Origin of the sequence: Pseudomonas sp. NFACC05-1, assembly GCF_900100135.1 — a bacterium.
In the GTDB taxonomy this organism is placed as follows: domain Bacteria; phylum Pseudomonadota; class Gammaproteobacteria; order Pseudomonadales; family Pseudomonadaceae; genus Aquipseudomonas; species Aquipseudomonas fluorescens_Q.
Map to the genome: position 1 here is coordinate 288,662 of NZ_FMTR01000002.1, position 16,429 is coordinate 305,090.

Annotated in this window: 12 protein-coding genes; 7 read left to right on the forward strand and 5 right to left on the reverse strand. The window is 62.4% G+C overall.

What is annotated here, in order from left to right:
* Positions 1-36 precede the first annotated feature (36 nt).
* The 5 genes from ruvX to gshB form a co-directional block, all read right to left on the reverse strand.
* Complete coding sequence (ruvX, locus tag BLO97_RS05555) at positions 37-474, reverse strand: Holliday junction resolvase RuvX (RefSeq protein WP_003177497.1); 438 nt, start codon at positions 472-474, stop codon at positions 37-39.
* Entirely contained in the window at positions 474-1,043 is a 570-nt protein-coding gene (locus tag BLO97_RS05560) for a YqgE/AlgH family protein (RefSeq protein WP_003206472.1), read from the reverse strand. Before BLO97_RS05560 ends, ruvX begins: the two co-directional genes overlap by 1 nt.
* A 138-nt stretch (positions 1,044-1,181) precedes the next feature.
* Positions 1,182-2,321: an RHS repeat-associated core domain-containing protein gene (locus BLO97_RS05565; protein ID WP_092345236.1), complete on the reverse strand. Its 1,140-nt coding sequence runs from the start codon at positions 2,319-2,321 to the stop codon at positions 1,182-1,184.
* Between the two features lie 198 nt (positions 2,322-2,519).
* The gene (locus BLO97_RS05570; RefSeq protein WP_057449546.1) at positions 2,520-3,416 is read right to left on the reverse strand and encodes an energy transducer TonB; all 897 of its coding nucleotides are present in this window, start codon (positions 3,414-3,416) and stop codon (positions 2,520-2,522) included.
* A gap of 77 nt (positions 3,417-3,493) precedes the next feature.
* Positions 3,494-4,447: a glutathione synthase gene (gshB, locus tag BLO97_RS05575; protein ID WP_063323969.1), complete on the reverse strand. Its 954-nt coding sequence runs from the start codon at positions 4,445-4,447 to the stop codon at positions 3,494-3,496.
* Between the two features lie 223 nt (positions 4,448-4,670).
* On the opposite strand from gshB, the gene BLO97_RS05580 reads away from it, so the two are divergent.
* The 7 genes from BLO97_RS05580 to BLO97_RS31855 all read left to right on the forward strand — a co-directional run bounded on the left by BLO97_RS05580 (position 4,671) and on the right by BLO97_RS31855 (position 16,149).
* Complete coding sequence (locus tag BLO97_RS05580) at positions 4,671-5,099, forward strand: response regulator (protein WP_003206467.1); 429 nt, start codon at positions 4,671-4,673, stop codon at positions 5,097-5,099.
* Positions 5,100-5,147: 48 nt separating this feature from the next.
* The gene (gene pilH, locus BLO97_RS05585) at positions 5,148-5,513 is read left to right on the forward strand and encodes a twitching motility response regulator PilH (protein ID WP_063325209.1); all 366 of its coding nucleotides are present in this window, start codon (positions 5,148-5,150) and stop codon (positions 5,511-5,513) included.
* 10 nt (positions 5,514-5,523) lie between these two features.
* Entirely contained in the window at positions 5,524-6,063 is a 540-nt protein-coding gene (locus BLO97_RS05590; RefSeq protein WP_072346228.1) for a chemotaxis protein CheW, read from the forward strand.
* A 93-nt stretch (positions 6,064-6,156) separates the two neighbouring features.
* A complete protein-coding gene (locus tag BLO97_RS05595; protein WP_063323971.1) occupies positions 6,157-8,220 on the forward strand; it encodes a methyl-accepting chemotaxis protein in 2,064 nt (687 codons plus the stop codon).
* A 177-nt stretch (positions 8,221-8,397) separates the two neighbouring features.
* A complete protein-coding gene (locus tag BLO97_RS05600) occupies positions 8,398-14,331 on the forward strand; it encodes an Hpt domain-containing protein (RefSeq protein ID WP_092345238.1) in 5,934 nt (1,977 codons plus the stop codon).
* Positions 14,324-14,803, forward strand: a complete 480-nt coding sequence (locus BLO97_RS05605) for a chemotaxis protein CheW (protein ID WP_072346234.1) — start codon at positions 14,324-14,326, stop codon at positions 14,801-14,803. Before BLO97_RS05600 ends, BLO97_RS05605 begins: the two co-directional genes overlap by 8 nt.
* A 968-nt stretch (positions 14,804-15,771) precedes the next feature.
* On the forward strand, positions 15,772-16,149 hold the full coding sequence (locus BLO97_RS31855; protein WP_092345240.1) for a hypothetical protein: 378 nt from the start codon (positions 15,772-15,774) through the stop codon (positions 16,147-16,149).
* Positions 16,150-16,429 lie beyond the last annotated feature (280 nt).

Genomic DNA, 16,429 nt, shown 5'->3' on the forward strand with positions numbered 1-16,429 from the left:
CTAAAAGAAAGCGCCTTGGCGGCGCTTTGTAAAAAATCAGGTTTCGAACAGGGCGGCGTTGGCGTCGAGCCAGCCTTGCAACAGCAGGGCGGCGGCGATGGCGTCCACCGGGTTGTCGCGGTAACTGCCTTTCTGTCCGCCGCGCACCAGGCGCTCGCCCTTGGCCTCGAAGGTGGTCAGGCGTTCGTCATGGGTATAGAAGGGCAGGTTGTAGCGACCGTTGAGCCGGCGGGCGAATTTTTCGGCGCGCAGGCACATGTCGCTGGGCGTACCGTCCATATTCAGCGGCAGGCCGACCACCACGGCGTCGGGTTTCCACTCCTTGATCAGCGCTTCGACCTGGTTCCAGTCCGGAACGCCATTCTGTGCCTTCAAGGTGCACAACTCACGGGCCTGGCCGGTAATGACCTGGCCGACCGCTACGCCGATCTGTTTGGTGCCGTAATCGAAGCCCAGCAGCAAGCGCAGCGCCATCAGGCGTGTCCTGCCTGGCTGGTGAGCAGGCTGAGGTTGACCCCCAGCCGGCTGGCCGCCGCTTCCAGGCGCAGTTCGCTGCTGGTGTTGAACAGGATGTCGGCGTCGAACGGGCAGGTCAGCCAGGCGTTGTCGGCCAGTTCGGCTTCCAGTTGCCCGGGTTCCCAACCGGCATAGCCGAGGGCGATCAGGCTTTTCTCCGGGCCGACGCCGTCGGCGATGGCGAACAGCACGTCCTGGGAGGTGGACAGTGACACCCCGTCCAGGTCCACGGTGGCCTGGTATTTGGGGCCCGACGGGTGGAGCACGAAACCGCGGTCAGTCTGCACCGGGCCGCCGATGAAAATCGGCACGTGCTGGCACAAGAGTGGCGGTTCGACCTCGGGGCGCAACTGCTCCAGGATGTCCGCCAGGTTCAATTCCTGCGGGCGATTGATTACCAGCCCCATGGCCCCATTGGCCGTGTGCTCGACGATGTAGGTCAAGGTGTGGGCAAAATTCGGATCGGCCATGTGCGGCATGGCAATCAGGAAGTGATGCTTGAGGTAGGTGGGGCTGACGTTTTTCATAGGCGCTAGTGTGGCGCTGGGCGGGGCGGCTGACAAGCGGTGTCAGCGACATGGCCGGCAAGCATTGCGCGGGCCGGTAGGCTCCGCCTTGTCGAGCTGACAAGGGCGTGCGCCTCGAAGGAATGTGTTTTATAGACGTTAACCTCGTTGTCGAGGACCGCGCACTTTATTTCTCAGCTCATGCAGCTGATTGAACCTCTTCACCGCTTCATCGTAGGGGACGCGATCTGGAGTTGATAGGTTTTGGGCTATCCACTCAATGTCTTGTGCGCTGACGTCCTTAATCATGGAACTGGTTGTTTCAGGAGAATCTAGGAGATCTTGGAGTTGCAAGGACCATGTTGTTGCAGGTTGGCGTGGCTGGTCTTTTACTAGATGTGACTGTAGACGATAGACTTTGCCTTTTACCCAGTTGTCAGAGCCCTTGTAGTTGCTGTATTTGAGTCTAGTCGCTTCAATCTGCGAAATAATTTCCTCCTGCATTGGCAAAGAAAATTTTTTAAGTTGGTCCCCATATGCCCGATGGGTTAAAAAAAATTTATTCGCGGCTAAATTCTGAAGAGATATTCCTCGGTGGGCACTCTCCAAGGCGCCGGGTATACCTTCGTTAATAAGCTTCTGTAGTTGTTCATCTGTGGATGTTTTATATGTGCGGAATGTGCGGATTGTATTTGTAGTGGCACGATTGATTTTCTTGCTTAAAAAATGAAGTTTAATTTTCCTGAAAGGAATTCTCATTATCCATTTTACTGGTAAATGACCATTATCATCCCTCCTGTTTATTGGGTCTCCCAGGCAGTAGGCATAGCTATTCAAGATACCCGGCCTGAAGGGGCTCCAGCTGTCCGGGCTGTTGAAGCGCATCAGTACTGGGTTGAAAGCCCGGTAGCCATTGCCCAGTAGATAATGGCCCGTTATGGGATCCGGGCGTTCGCCGTTGAAACCGAGCAGGCTCAATAGACCGTTTTGCGCAGGGCGATGACCATAGGCCGAATAGGCCACAGGGTTGCGTTCACCCGCGCTGTCGAGCGTGTGCAGGATCGAGCGCTGCTGGTCGGTTGCCAACAGGCGCGTCTCGCCTGGCTGGCTCTGTTGAGCCAGGAGCAAGTCTGCTTGCTGGACCAGTGAATACCGCAGGGCGCCCTGGATTTCGGTGGCCAGGCGGTGCCGACAGTAGAAGCGCTGCAGGTCGGGTTGGCCTGGCACCTGCTGGCCGACCAGTTTGTCCAAGGGGTCGTAGTGATAGCGACAAAGCAATTGCTTTTCAACAGTCGACATGACGTACACCTGGGTTGGCATTGTCAGGCATTGTGCGGGCGTCGATCGTCGGATGCTACTGACAGAACAGTTAGGTTTTCCTCCTCGCCCGGACCTGGCAAGGCCCTGCTGCCAATCGCCAATATCGGGTTTGTGCTGGCCAGCCTGGCGGCCCGACTCGCTCACTGCATGCAGTTGGGCGAGGCACGCCGCTCTCGTTCAATTGCTCGAAAGCCGATCGCCACGGGCAAACTTCCAGGTGCGGATGATTTCCAGTCGGTCGATGTCCGACAGGTCCCCGGTAAACGGCGCGAACGGCGCAGCCAGGCGCACGATCCGTTGGGCGGCCTGGTCCAGCAGCGGCTGGCCGGAGGACTCTAGTACCAGCACTTCATACAACGAGCCGTCGCGGTTGATCGAGACCATCAGCCGCAGGTTGCCGTAGATCTGTTTGCGCCGGGCTTCGTCGGGGTAGTTGAGGTTGCCGATGCGCTCGACCTTCTTGCGCCATTCGTCCTTGTACCAGGCGCCCTTGTCGCGCATGGTCGAAGCGGCGCTCAGGCGATGGATGCGCGGGCGCTTGGCGTAGAGCTGTTGCTCCTGGGCCAGTTCGGCTTCCAGGCTGGCGATGTCGCTGGACAACTGTGAGCTGTCGAAAGTGGGTTCGGGGGCCTTGGGCTTGGGATCAGGCTTGACCTCTTCCTTGACCGGGGCCTTTTTCGGTTTTGGCGCCACGGTGGTCACGGCGGCCTTGGGCGCCGTCTCCTGCACCTCGGGCTTGGCGGCTGGCGGCGGGGTGACTTTTTGTACCTTGGTATCCTGGAATGGCGCGATCTCGGTGGTCTTGGGGATCGCCTTTTTTTCCAGGGTACCGCTGCCTTGCTGGTTTTCCTGGGCGAGGAAGTCGGCCTTCTTGGGCTTGGTCTCGCTCTTGAAGGTGGCCAGGGTGATTTCCAGCGTCTGGCTGATCTGCTTGGGCTCGACCGTGGCAAACCCGACGCCCAGCAGCAGCGCCAGGTGGATCAGCGCCGCCAGGAACAGGGTAAAACCGAGGCGATCAGCCGGGCGCACGCCACGATGGGCGAGCTCTTGGGGCAGATCGGACGGGAGTGTCATGACAAGGAAACCAACATCGCGTTTTTTTCAGGCCGGGCATGATAGCGCAATGTGGGTTTCCTTCAGCAGGATCTGGATCAACGAGCCTTGAGCTTCTGATCGATGGCATCCATCAGCATCCCGCCGATGTCGGTGCCAAAGGCGTTGTCGATCTCGCGGATGCAGGTCGGGCTGGTGACGTTGATTTCCGTCAGGTGCTCGCCGATCACGTCCAGGCCCACGAACAACAGGCCTTTTTCGCGCAGGGTCGGGCCGACCTGGGCGGCGATCCAGCGATCCTTCTCGGTCAACGGACGCGCCTCGCCACGCCCGCCGGCCGCCAGGTTGCCACGGGTTTCGCCGGCGGCCGGGATGCGCGCCAGGCAATAATCCACCGGTTCGCCGTCGATCATCAGGATGCGCTTGTCGCCGTCGACGATGGCCGGCAGGTAACCCTGGATCATGATCTGCTGCTTGCCGTGCAAGGTCAGGGTTTCGAGGATCACCGACAGGTTCGGGTGGCCGGCGGTGTGGCGGAAAATCGAAGAGCCGCCCATGCCGTCCAGGGGTTTGAGGATCACGTCGCCGTGGTGGTCGGCGAACTCACGCAACACGTCCGGGCGACGGCTGACGATGGTGGGTGGCGTGCACTGCGGGAACAGCGTGGCGAACAGCTTTTCGTTGCAGTCGCGCAGGCTCTGGGGCTTGTTGACCACCAGCACGCCGGCGTTTTCAGCCTGTTCCAGCAGGTAGGTGGAGTATACGAACTCCATATCGAACGGCGGATCCTTGCGCATCAGGATCACGTCCAGGTCGCTCAGCAGCGCGTCGCTCTCGGTGCCCAGCTCAAACCACTTCTCGGGGTTGGCGAAGACTTTCAGCGGCTTCATCCGCGCCCGCGCCTGGCCTTCGGCCTGGTAGAGGTCGCGCTGTTCCATGTAGAACAGCTCCCAGCCGCGCTTCTGAGCGGCCAGCAGCATGGCCAGCGAGCTATCCTTTTTATAGGAAATACTGGCGATAGGGTCCATGACAATGCCGACGCGTACGCTCATGGCTTGGTTCCTCGAATGTGATGGGCACATATTGGTGCGAAAAAGTGGCGTCAGAGTGGCGCCCGGAAGATTGGCGGTCAAGGAAAAACCACCGCGCCGAGCGGCCGATAGATCGGCGATGGAGACTGTGCTAAAAAGGCTGCCATGTGACGTGCGGGCCTTGAACATCAAGGGTTTGCGCTGTCGATCACACTTACGCGTTAAAAACCGGTTTGCAGTGGCAATGGCAGAGCATCTCACGCAGCAGCAACCCAGCGCCTTGAAGGTCATGGTCATCGACGATTCGAAGACCATTCGCCGCACCGCCGAAACCTTGCTGCGCAACGTGGGCTGCGAGGTGATCACGGCCGTCGATGGTTTCGATGCCCTGGCCAAGATCGCCGACCATCATCCGGGCATCATTTTTGTCGACATCATGATGCCGCGCCTGGATGGCTACCAGACCTGTGCCCTGATCAAGAACAACAGCGCGTTCAAGGCCACGCCGGTGATCATGCTGTCGTCCCGCGACGGGTTGTTCGACAAGGCCAAGGGGCGCATCGTCGGTTCCGATCAGTTTTTGACCAAGCCGTTCAGCAAGGAAGAACTGCTGGGCGCGATACAGGCCCATGTCCCGGGCTTTGCCGCTGTCCAGCCGCACCAGGCACATTAATGACACTTGGCCAACGGGCCAGGGGTCAACAAGAAAATGGGGAACACCATGGCACGAGTTCTGATCGTCGATGATTCGCCGACTGAAATGTACAAACTGACCGGCATGCTGGAAAAGCACGGCCATCAGGTCCTGAAGGCCGAGAATGGCGCCGATGGCGTGGCCCTGGCCCGCCAGGAAAAACCCGATGCGGTGCTGATGGACATCGTCATGCCCGGCCTCAACGGTTTCCAGGCCACGCGCCAGTTGACCAAGGACCCGGACACCGGCCACATCCCCGTGATCATCATCACCACCAAGGACCAGGACACCGACAAGGTCTGGGGCACGCGCCAAGGTGCGAGGGACTACCTGACCAAACCGGTGGACGAAGAAACCCTGATCGCGACCCTGAACAAAGTGCTGGCGGGTTGACGGCACGGCCATGAGCCAATCCCTGACTGCATTCGAACTGCTGCTGCAGATCGACCGGCGCTGCCGGTTGCTGGGGGCGGACCTGCCCTCCCAGCCGGCCCATCGCGCCGGTTGGAGCGGCATCGGCTTTCGCTTGGGCGAGCACTGGTACGTGGCGCCGATGGGCGAAGTCAGCGAAGTGCTGCACGAACCACGTCACACGCATTTGCCCGGGGTCAAGCCGTGGGTGCGTGGAGTGGCTAACCTGCGCGGGCGCTTGTTGCCGTTGATGGACTTGTGCGGGTTCTTTGGCCACGAGCTGTCGACCGTGCGCAAGCAGCGGCGCGTGTTGGTGGTGGATCACGACGAGGTGTTCGCCGGGTTGTTGGTGGACGAGGTCCTTGGGCTGCAGCATTTTGCCCAGGAAAGCCTGGAACCGACGCTGGTGGACGACCTTGACGGCCCCGAAGCGGCCTTCGTCAAGGGGCGGTTTGGCGGCGAGCGCGAGTGGCAAGTGTTCAGCCCGTTTGCCCTGGCGCGGTCGCCGGGGTTCATGGATGTGGCGATTTAACGAGGTGCAGCGCAGGCCCCTTGTGGGAGCGAGCTCGCTCCCACATTGGTTCGGCGGTGACTGGGTTGGATTGGGCAGTACAGGCGAGAACCGATGATCAAAGCAAAAACAGGCAAGCCACTGGAAGCGTCGCGCAGTCGTTCGCAGATCATCGTGCTGTTCGTCGCGCTGATCGTCTTCATCATGCTGCTGTTCGCCAACTTCGCTTACCTCAACACCCAGTCCTCCTACGACAAGCAGTACATCGGCCATGCCGGTGAGCTGCGGGTACTGTCCCAGCGCATCGCCAAGAACGCCACCGAGGCTGCCGCCGGCAAGCCCGCGGCATTCAAGCTGCTGAGCGATGCGCGCAATGACTTCGCCCAGCGCTGGGGCTACCTCAAACAAGGCGACCCGGTGACCGGCCTGCCCCCGGCGCCCGCCACCCTGCGCCCGCAGATGCGCGCCGTGCAGTTGGATTGGGAACGCCTGCTCAAGAACACCGATGCCATCCTCTCCAGCGAACAGACCGTGCTGTCGCTGCACCAGGTGGCGGCGACCCTGGCCGAAACCGTGCCGCAGTTGCAGGTCGAGTACGAAAAAGTCGTCGAGATCCTGCTGCAACGCGGCGCGCCGGCCGCCCAGGTGGCCATGGCCCAGCGCCAGTCGTTGCTGGCCGAACGGATTCTCGGCGCGGTGAATACCGTGCTGGCGGGGGACGAAAACGCCAGCCAGGCCGCCGACACCTTTGGTCGCGACGCCGCGCGTTTTGGCCAGGTGCTCAACGGCATGTTGCAAGGTGACCCGGCCCTGAAGATATCCCAGGTCCAGGACCGCGATGCCCGGGCACGCCTGAGCGAAATCAGCGAGCTCTTCGAGTTCGTCTCCGGCTCGGTGGACGAAATCCTCGAGACCTCCCCGGAGCTGTTCAAGGTCCGCGAATCGGCCGGCAACATCTTCAACCTGTCGCAGACCCTGCTCGACGAGGCTTCGCACCTGGCCACGGCCTTCGAAAATCTCGCCGGCGGGCGGTCCATCAATACCATCGGCGGCTATGTGCTGGGTTTGCTGGCGCTGATGTCGATCATCCTGATTGGCCTGGTGATGGTCCGCGAAACCAACCGCCAGTTGCACGAAACCGCACAAAAGAACGAACGCAACCAGAACGCGATCATGCGGTTGCTGGATGAAATCGAAGACCTGGCCGATGGCGACCTGACCGTCACGGCCTCGGTCACCGAGGACTTCACCGGCACCATCGCCGATTCCATCAACTATTCGGTGGATCAACTGCGCGACCTGGTGGCGACCATCAACCTGACCGCCGGCCAGGTCGCCGCTGCGGTGCAGGAAACCCAGGCCACGGCGATGCACCTGGCCCAGGCCTCCGAGCACCAGGCCCAGCAGATTTCCGAAGCTTCGACTTCAATTAATGAAATGGCCCAGTCCATCGACCAGGTGTCGGCCAATGCCGCCGAGTCGTCGGCGGTGGCCGAGCGGTCGGTGGAAATTGCCAACAAGGGCAACGAGGTGGTGCACAACACCATTCACGGCATGGACAACATTCGCGAACAGATCCAGGACACCGCCAAGCGCATCAAGCGCCTGGGTGAGTCATCCCAGGAAATTGGCGACATTGTCAGCCTGATCGACGACATCGCCGACCAGACCAACATCCTGGCACTCAACGCCGCCATCCAGGCGTCCATGGCCGGTGATGCCGGGCGCGGGTTCGCGGTGGTGGCCGATGAAGTGCAGCGCCTGGCCGAGCGCTCTTCGGCGGCGACCCGGCAAATCGAGACCCTGGTGCGGGCGATCCAGGCCGACACCAACGAGGCGGTGATTTCCATGGAACAGACCACCACCGAAGTGGTGCGCGGTGCGCGACTGGCCCAGGACGCCGGCGTCGCCCTGGAAGAAATCGAAGGCGTGTCCAAGACCCTGGCGGCGCTGATCCAGAGCATCTCCAACGCTGCGCAGCAACAGACCACCTCGGCGGGGCAGATTTCCTTGACCATGAACGTGATCCAGCAGATCACCTCGCAGACCTCATCCGGTTCCACCGCCACTGCCGAGAGCATTGGCAACCTGGCGAAAATGGCCAGCCAGCTGCGCCGTTCGGTGTCGGGTTTTACCTTGCCGGCGGCGGCAGCGGCTGGCGATGAGGAAAAAGGGTGACTGGTTTGACCTGTCTGGTGATGAAGATCATTTGTGGCGAGGGGATTTATCCCCGCTGGACTGCGAAGCAGTCCCGAAATAGCCAGTCTGGGACATAGATGTTGGATTCAGCATTTTTGGGGGCCGCTTCGCGCCCCAGCGGGGATAAATCCCCTCGCCACAGGATTTGGAGTGGTTATGGGTGATCGGCACGACTATGTGGCCCTGGAATGGGTCAAGGGCGAGATTGCCGAAACGCTGAAGCAGGCTCATCTGGCCCTCAACCGCTTGGTGGACGATCCGCAGGCGTCGGACGCCCTCGGGCAATGCCTGGCCTGCATTCACCAGGTCCACGGCGGCCTGCAGATGGTCGAGTTCTACGGTGCGGCGCTGCTGGCCGAGGAGATGGAGCAGCTGTGCGCCGCCCTGCAGGACAACCGCGTCACCCATCGCGACGAAGCCATCAGCCTGTTGAGCCAGGCCTTGGGGCAGTTGCCGATCTACTTGGACCGCGTACAAGGTGCCCGTCGCGACCTGCCGCTGGTGGTGCTGCCCTTGATCAACGACCTGCGCAGTGCCCGGGGCGAGAGCCTGTTGTCGGAAACCAGCCTGTTCAGCCCCGAGTTGCCCGATATCGCGCCGCTCAGCGACGAGGCGTTGCAGCGCCTCGAACCCGCGGACCTGCCAAACACCTTGCGCAAACTGCGCCAGACCCTGCAAATGGCCCTGGTGGGCCTGTTGCGCGAACAGGATGACGCGACCCACCTGGGTTACCTGGCCAAGGTCTTCCACCGCCTGGAAACCTTGTGCGCTGGGGCGCCGCTCAATGCGTTATGGCAGGTGGCCTCGGCGCTGGTCGAAGGCATGCGCGACGGGCGTATCGCCAACAGCCCGGCGCTGCGCAGCCTGTTCAAGGAAGCCGACAAGGAACTCAAGCGCCTGCTGGACCAAGGCATGCCTGGCATCAATCAGCCGGCACCGCCCCACCTGCTCAAGAGCTTGTTGTTCTATATTGCCAAGGCCGAACATCCCAGCGGGCAGATGCAGATCATGAAAGAACGCTACTCACTGGACGACGCGCTGCCCGACAGCGCCATGGTCGACGAAGAACGCGCGCGCCTGGTCGGGCCCGACCGCGATGCCATGCGCTCGGTGCTTGCCGCGCTGTGCGAGGAGTTGGTACGGGTCAAGGAGCGCCTGGACCTGTTCGTGCGCAGTGACCGCCAGCATGCCTCGGAGCTGGACAGCCTGTTGGCGCCGCTGCGGCAGATCGCCGACACCCTGGCGGTGCTCGGTTTCGGCCAACCGCGCAAGGTCATCATCGATCAACTGGCGGTGGTCCTGAGCCTCGCCCAGGGCCAGCGCGAGCCGGATGACGCGACCCTCATGGACGTCGCCGGAGCCTTGCTCTACGTCGAGGCGACCCTGGCCGGCATGGTCGGCACCGTCGAGCCCGAGAGCCGCGAAGACACCCACCTGCCCACCACCGACCTGACCCAGATCCACCAGATCGTCATCAAGGAAGCCCACACCTGCCTGCAACAGGCCAAGGACATGATCGTCGACTACATCGACGCGGACTGGAACAGCGAGCAACTGCAACCCTTGCCGGCGCTGCTGACCCAGGTGCGCGGCGCGCTGGCGATGATTCCCCTGAGCCGTGCCGCCAGCCTGGTGGAGGCCTGCAACGCGTTCATCCGCGACCACCTGTTGCTGGACCAGGCCCAGCCGGGGTGGGAAGAACTCGACCACCTGGCCGACGTGATCACCGGCCTCGAATACTACCTGGAGCGCTTGAGCGAGGACCCGGAAACCTCCGGCGAGCCGTTGCTCAATGGGGTCGAGCGGAGCTTGGCTGCGCTCGGTTATTTCCCTGACGAAGCGCGGGTGCCGGTGCTCGACGATGTGTTGAGCCCCAACGAAGCCCAGGTCATGCAGGACTTGCAGGAACTGGATGACCCGCAGACGGTGCAATCCTTGGCCGAAGTGCTGGCCAGTCCGATCTCGGCGGTCAATCCGCCGGCCAGGAGCACCCCGGGCAGCCTGTTGCCGCCACCGTTGGATGAACGTCCGGTGGACGACGAGTTGCGCGAGGTCTTCCTCGAGGAAACCGGCGAGGTGTTGGACGTCCTGCGTGAATACCTGCCGCGCTGGAGTGCTCATCCCGACGACCACGGCGCCCTGAGCGAACTGCGCCGGGCCTTCCATACCCTCAAGGGCAGTGGCCGGATGGTCCGGGCGCTGGTGCTGGGTGAACTGGCCTGGGCCGTGGAAAACCTGCTCAACCGGGTCCTGGAGCGCAGCGTCGAGCCGCAGGCCTCGGTCCGCCAGTTGGTTGAAGACACGGTGCAGTTGTTGCCGGCCCTGGTGGCCGAATTCGCGGCCAATCACCAGCGCCAGCGCGACGACGTCGACCGCTTGGCCGCCCGCGCCCATGTCCTGGCCAAGGGCGGCGACGAGGAGGATGAAGACGAGCAGGACGTGGCCGCTCTCGATCCGCTGCTGTTGAAGATCTTCGACAACGAAGCCCAGGGCCACCTCGCCAGCCTCAATCGCTTTCTCGATCAGTCGGCCGACCACCTGCCCTTGCAGGCCAGTGATGAATTGCAGCGGGCCTTGCATACGCTCAAGGGCAGCGCTTCGATGGCCGGCGTGCTGCCGATCGCCGAACTGGCGGGGGCGATGGATGAGCTGGCCCGGGAATACCGGGCGCATCTGATTGCCCTCGACCTGGATGAAGTCGAATTGCTGCTGGAAGCCGAAGGGCTGCTGCGCCGTGGCTTGCGCCAGTTGCACAGCGAGCCGCTGGCGGCGATCCCCGGGGCCGAGGATCTGATCCTGCGTGCCCAGGCCCTGCTGGCCGAGCGTCTGCACGCCGCCAACAATGCGCCAGACAAAGTGCTGCGAACCAAGCGCGACCCACAACTGATCAACAACTTCCTCGCCCAGGGCATGGACATCCTGCTGGACGCCGAAAGCCTTTTGCAGCGCTGGCAGCAGCACCCCGGTGAAGGCCAGGAACTGAGTGCGCTGCTCGATGAGCTGACCACCCTCGGCGAAGGCGCGCACTTGGCCGACTTGCACCCGGTGGACGAACTCTGCGAAGCCTTGCTCGACCTCTACGGTGCGGTAGAGGAAAGCAGCCTGGCGGTCAGCAATGAATTTTTCCAGGAGGCCCAGCGCGCCCATGAAGCGCTGATCGACATGCTCGATGAGCTCGCGGCCGGGCAGCATGTGCATCCGCAGCCGGCGCGGGTACAAGCCTTGCGCCGCCTGCTCCAGGAGAGCCTCGACCCGTCGGCCACCGGTCTGATCCGCAGCGACGGCAGCCGCACCCTGAGCATCCGCGAACTGGGCCACGCAACGGCGGAAATGGAGCGTGACGCGCCCGTCGATACCTCGATGGAAGATGATCTCTCGGCGATTTTTCTCGAAGAAGCCCAAGACATCCTCGAAAGCGCCGCACAAGCCTTGCAACGCTGGTTGGCCGATCCGGATAACGGCGCGCCGCTGTCCTCGCTGCAACGTGACTTGCACACCCTCAAGGGCGGTGCGCGAATGGCCGACATCCGGCCGGTGAGCGACCTGGCCCAGGAGTTGGAAAACCTTTACGAAGGGCTGGTGGACCGGCGCTACAGCTACAGCGAGGAGCTGGCGCAACTGCTCGCCAGCAGTCATGAACGCCTCGACCTGTTGCTCGGGCAGTTGCAGCAGGGCCAGCCGTTGGGCGATCCCGTTGCGCTGATCGACGCCATTCGACGGTTCCGCCAGGACAAGCCGAACGCCATCGAGACGAGCGCAGCGGCCCAGGCCGACGGCGCCGGCCATGATCCCGAGTTGCTGGAAATCTTCCTTGAGGAAGGCTTCGACATCCTCGACAGCTCGGGCGCGGCGCTGCTGCGCTGGCAGGAAGAACCGTCGAATCGCCAGGCCGTGGAAACCTTGCTACGGGATTTGCACACCCTCAAGGGCGGTGCGCGCATGGTGGAAATCGTCCCCATCGGCGACCTGGCCCACGAGTTGGAAAACCTTTATGAAGGTCTGTCGGCGGGTCTGCTGCAGCCGACCCCGGCGCTGTTCACCTTGTTGCAAAGCAGCCATGACCGACTGGCGCAGATGCTCGACGCCGTGCGCGCCGGCCACCCGTGCCCGCTGGCGGACCGGCTGATTGCACAGATCCAGGCGGTGAATCATCCCCAGGAGAATGCCGCGCCGCAGGCTGTCTCGGCGCCGGAGCCGGTGCCTACTCCCATCGTCAGCCCACCCGCGGCGCCAGCAAGACCGGACCCCGGCGCGGCGGGCGACGGTGCGGACATGGTCAAGGTCTCCGCCGAACTGCTCGACGACCTGGTGAACCTGGCGGGCGAAACGTCGATCTTTCGTGGGCGTATCGAACAGCAGGTCAACGACGCGCGCGTGGCCCTGGGCGAAATGGAAACCACCATCGAGCGCATGCGCGATCAGCTGCGACGCCTGGATACCGAAACCCAGGGGCGGATTCTCAGCCGGCAACAGGTCGAGGCCGAGCGCCTGGGCTATGAAGAGTTCGACCCGCTGGAGATGGACCGCCATTCCCAGTTGCAGCAGTTGTCCCGGGCACTGTTCGAGTCCGCTTCGGACTTGCTTGAGCTCAAGGAAACCCTTGATCGCAGCAATCACGATGCCGAGGTCCTGCTGCAACAGCAGGGGCGTATCAACACCGAGCTCCAGGAAGGCCTGATGCGTACGCGCATGGTGCCCTTCGAGCGTATGCTGCCCCGGCTCAAGCGCATCGTCCGGCAAGTGGCGCAGGAGCTGGGCAAGGACGTGGAATTCCTGGTCGGCAACGCCGACGGCGAGATGGACCGTAACGTGTTGGAGCGCATGGCTGCCCCTCTTGAACATATGCTGCGCAACGCCGTCGACCACGGTCTGGAGCCGGCCGACGTGCGCATTGCCGCCGGCAAGCCGGCACGAGGACGTATCAGCCTCGACCTGTCCCGGGAAGGCGGCGACATCATTTTCGACATCCGCGACGACGGCGCCGGCGTGCCGCTGGAGGCGGTGCGCAGCAAGGCGATCAAGCGTGGTTTGCTGGCGCCGGACAGCGACATCAGCGATCGCGACGTGCTGCAGTTCATCTTGCAACCAGGGTTTTCCACTGCCGAGAAAATCACCCAGATCTCTGGGCGTGGCGTCGGCATGGACGTGGTCCACGAAGAGGTGCGGCAATTGGGCGGCAGCATGGTCATCGATTCCACGCCGGGGCAGGGCGTGCATTTCCGCATTCGCCTGCCGTTTACCGTGGCGGTTAACCGGGCGTTGATGGTGCACTGTCACGAAGACCAGTACGCGATCCCGCTGAACACCATCGAAAGCATTGTCCGGGTGTTGCCCGCCGAACTGGACGGCCATTACCAGCTCGATCCGCCAACCTACACCTACGCCGGGCAGCGTTACGAGTTGTGCTACCTCGGTGAGCTGCTGAAAACCGGCGCCCGGCCGAAACTGCTGGGCCAGAGCCAGCCCTTGCCGGTGCTGCTGGTGCAGTGCAACGAGCGGCATGTTGCGGTGCAGGTGGACGCTACCGCCGGGACCCGGGAGATTGTGGTCAAGAGCCTTGGTCCGCAGTTCTCGGCGGTACAGGGCCTGTCCGGGGCGACGATCCTGGGGGATGGCCGGGTGGTGTTGATTCTCGACCTGCTGGCGCCGATCCGCGCCTTGCCCCACCAGGTGCCGCGCCGCCAGGTGCCGGCGGAAGGCGAGGGCGAACCGCAACGGCCGCTGCTGGTGCTGGTGGTGGACGACTCAGTGACCGTGCGCAAGGTCACCAGTCGCCTGCTGGAGCGCCATGGCATGCACGTCCTGACTGCCAAGGATGGCGTGGATGCCATGGCGCTGCTGGCCGAGCACGCCCCGGACCTGATGCTGCTGGACATCGAGATGCCGCGCATGGACGGCTTCGAAGTGGCCACGCAAGTGCGCAACGACCCGCGCCTGGCGCACCTGCCAATCATCATGATCACCTCCCGCACCGGCCAGAAACACCGCGACCGTGCCATGGCCATCGGCGTCAACGACTACCTGGGCAAGCCGTACCAGGAATCGGTGCTGCTCGACAGCATCGCCCACTGGAGCAAGACCCATGCATGACCTGCACCACTCGCGTACCGACCACCTCACCGGCCTGCTGCTGCCACTGGCCGACCGCCACCTGATCCTGCCCAACGTGGCCGTGGCCGAGTTGATCGACTATCAGAGCAGCGCCTTCGACATGGACACCCCGCCGTGGTTTCTGGGGTGGGTGAGCTGGCGCGAACGGCAGATCCCGCTGCTGAGCTTCGAATCGGCCTGTGGCCAGAAAACCGTGATTGGCGAACGAGTGCGCATCGTCGTCCTCAACGCCCTGGGCGGGCGTCCGGAGCTGAGGTTCATCGCACTGTTGGTGCAGGGCATCCCACGCTCCTACAAGCTCGACACTCAACTGAGCTACGTCGACGTGCCGCTGTGCGGGTTGGAGCAGGCGGCGGTGCAGGTGGGGGAGCATGTAGCGAAGGTGCCGGATTTGTTGGCGTTGGAGGAGTTGGTGGTGGCTGCGGGATTGGTTCGGCAGCACAAATCCTGAGACATACGAAGTTCCAATGAGCTTGCCCGCGAGGTGGCCTGATAGTCGTTGACCGGGTGCATATCCATTTCTGCGGTAACGGCCACTTAGGGTTCCGCCCTTACGGCGTCTCACTTTTGAGAAGCGCAAAAGTAAGCAAAACGCTTTTGCCCCACCACTCGGTGCCTCGCTAGGGCTCGGCATGCCCTCACTCCGGCATTGCTCCGTGGGCCCGCCGCGAAGGGCCATCCATGGCCCAGCGCGGCTATCCCGGCATCCATGCCGGGATGCCCACTGCACAATGCCTGCGTTCGGCCATCGTGGTTAACGGGGCGCCGAGATCAACGTCCGGCGCGAGGCGGCCTTATAGCCGGCCTTGCTCTTGCGGGCGGTGTTTACCAATCAGACCTGTTTGGGCTGGATCTGTGGGAGCAAAGCTTGCTCGCGAGGCGGCCTTATAGCCGACCTGTTTCGCCCGGGTGTACTCAATTCCAATGTGGGCTTGCCCGCGAAGGCGACGGCACATTCTGCATTGATGCAAGCAGAGCCACCGCCATCGCGAGCAAGATTGGCGGTGGACACTGATCTTATAAACGACCAAAAACCTGTGTGGGAGCGAGCTTGCTCGCGATGGCGGCCTGACAGCCGACCAAGGTTGTGGGAATGGTCGGACAAACTTTCTGACTCAAGCAGATTTTTCCGACGAGCTCTGGCGGTTGCCGGGTGGGGAAGGGCTGTCGCTAACCTTTTCCTGTCGCTGCAAATTCAGCGATCGGGCTTGGAAACCCGAAGTAGACGGCGCAAAAGCGCCCTTCATAACGTATGCTGACGGTCGTTTTTTGACCTTGCTTTCGTTATGGCGGCTGTGCGCGGGAGACCTTCGGGTCTGCCGGGCTCGTTTACCCCGGTTTTCCAACCTGCGTACGGCTGCCACCCATTCGCTTGGAAACGAACGTAGCAGCTCCAACCAGTAAACGGAGTGTCACCCTATGTTCAAGGTCACCCCCAATCCCCCCGAAACCGACCCCTCATCAGCCCATGCCGGCCTTGATCCGCAAAAGCTTGATGAAGCCGCCGAACGTGCCTTGAGCTTCTATCTCGACCCCAAACCTCAAACCAAAAAGAAACAACCTCCTGGTCAACTGTTCACTGTCGTGGATGACCTCGACAGCGAATGCCTCCTGGCCAACCTCAGCGAAACCCTCGCCATGCCTCTGGAGGAGCAACTGGGCCGTCCTCTTAACCCTACGCTCTACACGCCCCAGGACTGGGCTGCAAAATTTGCGGCGGGTAACAGCTTCGTGGTGCGGGTAGCGCGGCAGGACAAGATCAGCTTGCTGGGTGAAGACGCTTTCGATCGTGTTTGATGAGTATCAGTTGAAGCCTCGTGATAGCCGCAAAATCTAATTCCTGTGGGAGCTCGCTCCCACACGGGGCATCGTTGCGCCGTGATTAACCGGCCTACCAATACCCTGTGGCGAGGGAGCTTGCTCCCGCTCGGCTGCGTAGCAGCCGCGAACCCGGCAATGCGGTCTGCCTGAAAATACACAGGGGCCTGCTTCGCAGGCCAGCGGGAGCAAGCTCCCTCGCCACAGGGCGGTGTGTCCATCCCACCATTACTCCAACCGTAACGATCCGCCGCTGAGC